This window comes from Pseudomonas nicosulfuronedens (assembly GCF_005877905.1).
Taxonomy (GTDB): domain Bacteria; phylum Pseudomonadota; class Gammaproteobacteria; order Pseudomonadales; family Pseudomonadaceae; genus Pseudomonas; species Pseudomonas nicosulfuronedens.
Window position 1 is genome coordinate 1 of record NZ_SWDV01000078.1, and the last position, 5,835, is coordinate 5,835.

Annotated in this window: 5 protein-coding genes; 2 read left to right on the forward strand and 3 right to left on the reverse strand. The window is 60.2% G+C overall.

The annotated features are described in order from the left end of the window. Window positions 1-700: hypothetical protein (locus FAS41_RS30090; RefSeq protein WP_138526920.1), on the reverse strand; the 700-nt coding region annotated here is incomplete at its 3' end. 284 nt (window positions 701-984) lie between these two features. Here FAS41_RS30090 and FAS41_RS30095 point away from each other — a divergent pair. Beyond that, the gene (locus FAS41_RS30095) at window positions 985-1,182 is read left to right on the forward strand and encodes a helix-turn-helix transcriptional regulator (protein WP_138526921.1); all 198 of its coding nucleotides are present in this window, start codon (window positions 985-987) and stop codon (window positions 1,180-1,182) included. A gap of 297 nt (window positions 1,183-1,479) precedes the next feature. Here FAS41_RS30095 and FAS41_RS30100 read toward each other — a convergent pair whose 3' ends face one another. Beyond that, a complete protein-coding gene (locus FAS41_RS30100; protein ID WP_138526922.1) occupies window positions 1,480-2,895 on the reverse strand; it encodes a basic amino acid/polyamine antiporter in 1,416 nt (471 codons plus the stop codon). Window positions 2,896-3,016: 121 nt separating this feature from the next. Beyond that, the gene (ddaH, locus tag FAS41_RS30105; protein WP_138526923.1) at window positions 3,017-3,781 is read right to left on the reverse strand and encodes a dimethylargininase; all 765 of its coding nucleotides are present in this window, start codon (window positions 3,779-3,781) and stop codon (window positions 3,017-3,019) included. Window positions 3,782-3,980: 199 nt separating this feature from the next. On the opposite strand from ddaH, the gene FAS41_RS30110 reads away from it, so the two are divergent. Further along, on the forward strand, window positions 3,981-5,372 hold the full coding sequence (locus FAS41_RS30110; RefSeq protein ID WP_138526924.1) for a sigma-54 interaction domain-containing protein: 1,392 nt from the start codon (window positions 3,981-3,983) through the stop codon (window positions 5,370-5,372). Window positions 5,373-5,835: the final 463 nt, after the last annotated feature.

Here is a 5,835-nt window from a genome sequence, read left to right on the forward strand (position 1 = left end):
GGCGCCGAATTTTCTGCCTCCAAAGCCGCCTGACCGTCGCGATGCAATATTTCCTCTCAACGTCGCTCCAGGTCCACGCATCTGAGGCGATCAGCAACTCTTGCAGGGTCTTCGGGACAGTTTCGGGAAACTCCTGGTCAGGTTGGTGTTTCCTCATCCATTCGACTACGTGCCGGCATGCTCCTGCTTCATTCGCTTCTTGAACCCAGTTGAGTTGGCTGTCAAAGACCATTTGTTCATGCCAATCCTGTTTCAAGCCAATAACGAATGACTCCTTAACCTTCGGCGCTGAGCCGGAGCAGTCGATCTTGGCTACCAGCATCTCTCTCTCCGTGAGCGCTGAAGAATAGATATCTGGGGTGCGAATGCGCTTGTCGCGGTTAAGCCGATGTTGGATCCAGGCCAGCTGACGCTTGCAGTCCGATATCCAGGCTATGTGCTCCTCCGAAACCATCTGACGGCTTTGGTCGACAGCGATTTCATCTAGTGAGAGCCGAAAGCTCTTGATGCTCTCCGCCATCTGCTCGGACATGGTTCTCGGATTCATTGCCTCGCTGCGATAGAGCGCTTTTCCGCGCAGAGCGAGATAGAACCAAAGCCAGATGTCGTCACGGCGCTCGTTGGGTGCCTTTCCGTGAGGGCTGGATGGAGGTTTGTCGATGGTGAAGCCGGAATTGAGAGGAGAGCTGCGACGAGTCATGACTTCCTTGCGTTGGTGAAAGCTTCTAGCTGCGAAATAGAGCCGGAATAGATGGTTTGTAGATGTGGTGTAGAGGGATTCTAGAAGCTGACAAGATGCAGATTTAATAAGACATATCTGGAATTCCGCGGCCTGCAGCCGTGTTTCATCCATATCTGCTCTACAGCCAGCCTTCTTCATAGAAGTGCTGACGCTCGTTGCTGCCGGGAGGGCGCTCCCAGGCTCGGCCCGGTCATTAAAAACGAGACCTGCCAATCCTCTGAACGAACACGAGGAGCCCGTTCATGAGGATCATCCGTTTACGAGAAGTCATGGCTACGACCGGTCTGGCCAGATCGACCGTCTACAAGTACATCAGCGAAGGGGCTTTCCCGAAGCCGGTGTCATTGGGGGAGAGGTGTGTGGGATGGGTAGAGGAAGAGGTGCACGATTGGGTGATGGAGAAAATTGAAGAGCGTGACGCTGCTTTGAGTGCTGCGTGAGAGGTGGGTTGCTGAGACTGAAGGTCGGGCCAGCACCATGGCTGGAGCATCCAGCCATGGTGTTATGCCGCTAGGTGAAATAACTTCTGGCGCAGGCTGATCCTCCGTTTCAGGCGTATGCCCTGGTGACAATGCAGATCGAACAGTCAGTCAGCCAAGCGCCGGGAAGCGGAGCTTTAGCTTTGCCAATTTGCGCGAGCGGCCAATCAATCTCGCCGGGCCATTTAGTGGCAGGAGTAGAACGGTCGGCCGTCGTGCCAGTATCAAGGATGCTACCGTACACGACTAACCGTTGAGCTAGAGGCCGAGGCGGCCACTGCTGACCATCCACAGGGCGATTGCTGCCAAGCCCAGAACCAGCACGCTTGCGATTCGCTCCCCTGTATTGCTGAAGCGCGTTAACCCACGCTGACGGCGGGCCCGGATGAAGAAGCCGAGCCCTGGGGCGTAGAGAATCATCGACAGCAGCAAGTATTTCAGGCCGGCGGCATAGATCAGCCATACACCGTAGAAGGTGCCCAGCGCTGCCATTACCAGCAACAGCGGCCGTGGTTGCCGCAGAACCAGCTTGAGGCAGAAGCCTGCGCATAACAGATACGGGATGAGCGCCATCGAGGTGGCCAACTGGATCAGTGCGTTGTAGCCGGAGGCGTTGAAGAAGGCCACCAGCAACAGCAGCGATATCAGTGAATTGGTCAGCCAGAGTGCCGGTGCCGGAGTGTCCGCCGCGTTGGTCCGGCCGAACAGCGCCGGAGCAGTGTTTCCCGTGCCGCGGCTGGCCAGGTAGAGCATTTCCACCGCCAGCAGGGTCCAGGCCAGTAGTGCGCCGGCCACTGAGACAATCAGCCCGAGGTTGATCAAGGTGGCACCCCAGGGGCCGACCGCCGCAGCCATTACCTGCGCCATCGATGGGTTCTTCATTTGCGCCAACTCGTGCTGCGGAACAACTCCCAGCGAGAGCACCGAGACACAGACCAGTAACAGCAGGGTGATGACGAACCCGATTAGCGTGGCGCGGCTGACGTCAGCCATATGCTTCGCATGGCTGGCATATACGGTTGCGCTCTCGATGCCGAGGAACACCCACACGGTGTACAGCATGGTGGTCTCGACCTGGCGGACGATGCTGCCCAGCGCCGGATTGCCCCAGAAGTCGATGCGAAACACGTCGACGCGGAAGGCCAGCGCCGCACAGAGGATGAATAGCCCGATCGGCACGATCTTCGCCAGGGTGACGATGGTGTTGGTGAGGGCTGCGTTGTGTACTCCGTGCAGCACGAAGGCGTGTACCAGCCAGAGCACTGCCAGTTCGCCGACCAGCGCCTGCCAGGTGGTGCCATCACCGAAGAAGGCGAACAGGCCGAACGATCCCAGCGCACTGAACAACACCACCAGGTATCCGGCGTTGCCGACCCAGGCGGAGATCCAGTAGCCCCAGGCGGCATTGAAACCCAGGTACTCGCCGAACCCTTCGCGAGCGTAGCCATAAACGCCGTCGTCCAGATCCGGGCGGGTGCTGGATAGCCACTGGAAGATGCGGGTCAGCGTCAGCATTCCGATGAAAGTGATTGCCCAGGCGATAAGGATGGCGCCGGCACCGGCGCCCTCGGCCATATTCTGCGGCAGGCTGAAGATGCCGCTGCCGATGATGCCGCCCACCACCAGAGCGGTGAGGGCCGGCAGGCCCAGTCTTGCTTGATTCGATTTGGACATCTTGCGCCTCCGAGACAGCTGTCGATGTCGCGTGGCGACTCTTGCCGACACGCTCACGGCCGCGAAGGGAGGGGCCCTCGCAGGTATCGACGGGCCGTGTGGCCCGTCGATACGGCGCGGTTCAGAAGCGCAGTGACATGCAGCTAACGCCACCGTCGATCTTGCGGTACTCGGACGTGTCCACCTCAATGACCTGGTAGCCGAGGTCGGCGATCTTCTGCCGGGTCAGAGGATAGCCGGCGGGCATGATCACCCGCTCGTTGACCCAGATGCAGTTGGCCGCATAGGCCTCTTCATCGGGGATCGCGATGATATTGAGGTGCTGGAGGTCGGGCTTGCTGATGAACTCGCCGGCGGCCAGCAGGTTGCCGTGCTCCAGGTAGGCGAGGCCGGTCTTCAGGTGCAGGACCTTCTCCAGGCGGACCACCGAGCCGCTGAGGCCATGCTTTTCGAGAATGGCGATCATCTGCCGCGCACCTTCGGCATTGGTCCGCGCTGACTCGCCAATGTAGAAGTGCTCGCCAACCATCATGATGTCGCCCGCTTCCACGGTGCCGGGGGCCTCGATGCGTTCGACGCGGCCGGGATAGAAGCGCTGGATGGTCTCTTCGATGATCCGGGTCTCGCCGCGCCGGGATTCGGCGCCTGGGCGAGTAATGATGGCGCAGCGTGAGGTGCACAGCACCGGATCCTCGACGAATACCGAGTCGGGGAAACTCTCGTCCGGCGGCAGCAGGGTGATATCCACCTCGCAGGTCTGCAGTGCGCGGATGTAGGCGTTGTGCTGCTCCAGGGCGGCCGCGTAGTCCGGTTTGCCGAGGTGGGCGGAGGTCAGGCCGTCGACAAGGGAGCGTGCAGGCGTACGGGCAATGATGTGCTTGAACATGGTGAATCCTCTTGCGGGTGTATGCCGAAGACGGTGCAAGTCATGCGCCAGTCTGGAGGACGCCATGGGCGGAGAACTGGGTGATCGCGCAACGCATTTCCTGGCGCTCCGTTGACTGGGAGCAGCATCGGCGAGTCGCCTTGCGGCGAGATTGGGACAGATGTCGAATAATCGATGCACTGGAAATCAAGGAGTGGCCATGGGAAGTGTCGAGAAGTCGTCGATTTCCAATCGAAATGAGGAATTGAACTGGCTGGTGCGCTGCCTGGCGCCGATTTTCGACGGGCTGCGGCAACCGGTCACGGTCGTCGATCAGTCGGGAAACTACGTCTATTACAACCGGGCGAGTGGTGCGCTGGACGGGTTAGACCCGCAACAGGTTCTGGGCATGCATGTGCTGCAGAGCGTGCCCTGGCTGAAACCGGAGCAGAGCACTTTGCTGCGTTGCCTGGCAGAGGGACAGCCCTCCATCGATACCGTGCAGGCCTATGTCGGTGCTGGTGGAGAACTGTTGCAGTACCGCCACCGAGCCATTCCACTGTATGGCCGCCAGGGCGAGTTGGTCGGTGCGATGGAGGTGGGCGAGGTGGTCGCCGATGCGTTAGTCGCAGGAGGAGAGGACGGCCCAGCCATCCTCAGCGTCGCGCCGTGCATGTTGCAGCAATTGCAGCGATTGGAAGTGTTCGCGGCGACCGACCTACCGTTGCTGGTACATGGCGAGACCGGTACCGGCAAGGAGCTCTTCGCGCGTCGCGCCCATGCGCTCAGTCCTCGCCGTAATGGCCCGCTGATCAGCCTGAACTGTGCTGCCATCCCGGAAACCTTGCTGGAGAGCACATTGTTCGGCACCACCCGTGGAGCCTTCACGGGTGCCGAGAATCGCAAGGGCATATTCGCCCTGGCAGAGGGCGGCACACTGTTTCTCGATGAGATCAATTCGATGCCGCTGGGCATGCAGAGCAAGCTGCTCCGGGTTCTGCAGGACGGCAGTTTCCTCCCCTTGGGTGGTCTCACCGCCCAACGGGCGGATGTTCGCCTGATCGCCGCAAGCAACCAGGCACCGCGGCAGGCGATTGGCGAGGGGCGGCTGCGCGAGGATCTCTACTACCGGTTGAACGTTGCCTGCCTGAGCATTCCGCCTCTGCGTGATCGCCCCGGAGATGTCGAACTCCTGGCTCGACTCTTCGTGCGGCGTGATGCACCCAGTCTCAATCCGAGGGTCACCAGCCTGGGCGCCGCCGCCTTGGCACGTTTGCAGGCCTGCGCCTGGCCGGGCAACGTGCGCCAGCTGGAGAATGCCATTCGCCGCAGCCTGCTGCTGCATGACCAGGATGGCGCTGAGCTCGACGAGATCATCTTTGCCGACGATGAGGTTGATCATCCTGCTTTGCCCGCTTGCGAGCCGTGCCCGTCCGGCAGCGGAAGCTTGCGCGAAAGGCTGTCGGAGCAGGAGCGCAACCTGATTGCTCAAGCTTTGCACGAGGTGTCCGGCAATCTTTCCCTGGCTGCCAAGCGCTTGGGAGTTCCCCGAACGACGCTCCTGGGGCGGATGCGTCGCTTAGGCTTGCAGGCCTCTCGCGAACATTTATAGAGCCGCCTTGCAGTCCAAGGCCACGGGCTTGGCGACCATCGCTCATCTCGCGCGCTGGCCGCTCTGCCGCATTCAAAATCGGTGACTATGGCTACTCCAGACGGGGATCGGAAACTCGCCTGGAGCGGTAATTCGCAAGGCCGGTTTGATGCTCGTTTCTGGCTGTTTACCGCCGTCATTGATTAGCCGCTTCACCTTGAGCATTTGTTTGAATAGGTGATTTTCTGCCGGAGTGATCAGTACCGAAAATTCCCAATCGACATTGATGCTTTTGCTTCGGTCTATCCGAGCTCATTGAAGGCCGAGTTCTCGGTGCGGGTAATATGCTTTATAGCCATCTATCAATCCCACCATTCAACTCCCGTCCTATCCCTATCCCTATCCCTCTCCACCAGCTCCGCCGCCGGCATCTCCCGCGACAGCGGCGCACCCTGCCCGGCCCATTGCACAGCGAAATCGGTAT

Coding starts and splice junctions, on each gene's coding strand:
- FAS41_RS30110 (WP_138526924.1), top strand. CDS start 3,981: ATGGGAAGTGTCGAGAAGTCGTCGATTTCCAATCGAAATGAGGAATTG.
- ddaH (WP_138526923.1), bottom strand. CDS start 3,781: ATGTTCAAGCACATCATTGCCCGTACGCCTGCACGCTCCCTTGTCGAC.
- FAS41_RS30100 (WP_138526922.1), bottom strand. CDS start 2,895: ATGTCCAAATCGAATCAAGCAAGACTGGGCCTGCCGGCCCTCACCGCT.
- FAS41_RS30095 (WP_138526921.1), top strand. CDS start 985: ATGAGGATCATCCGTTTACGAGAAGTCATGGCTACGACCGGTCTGGCC.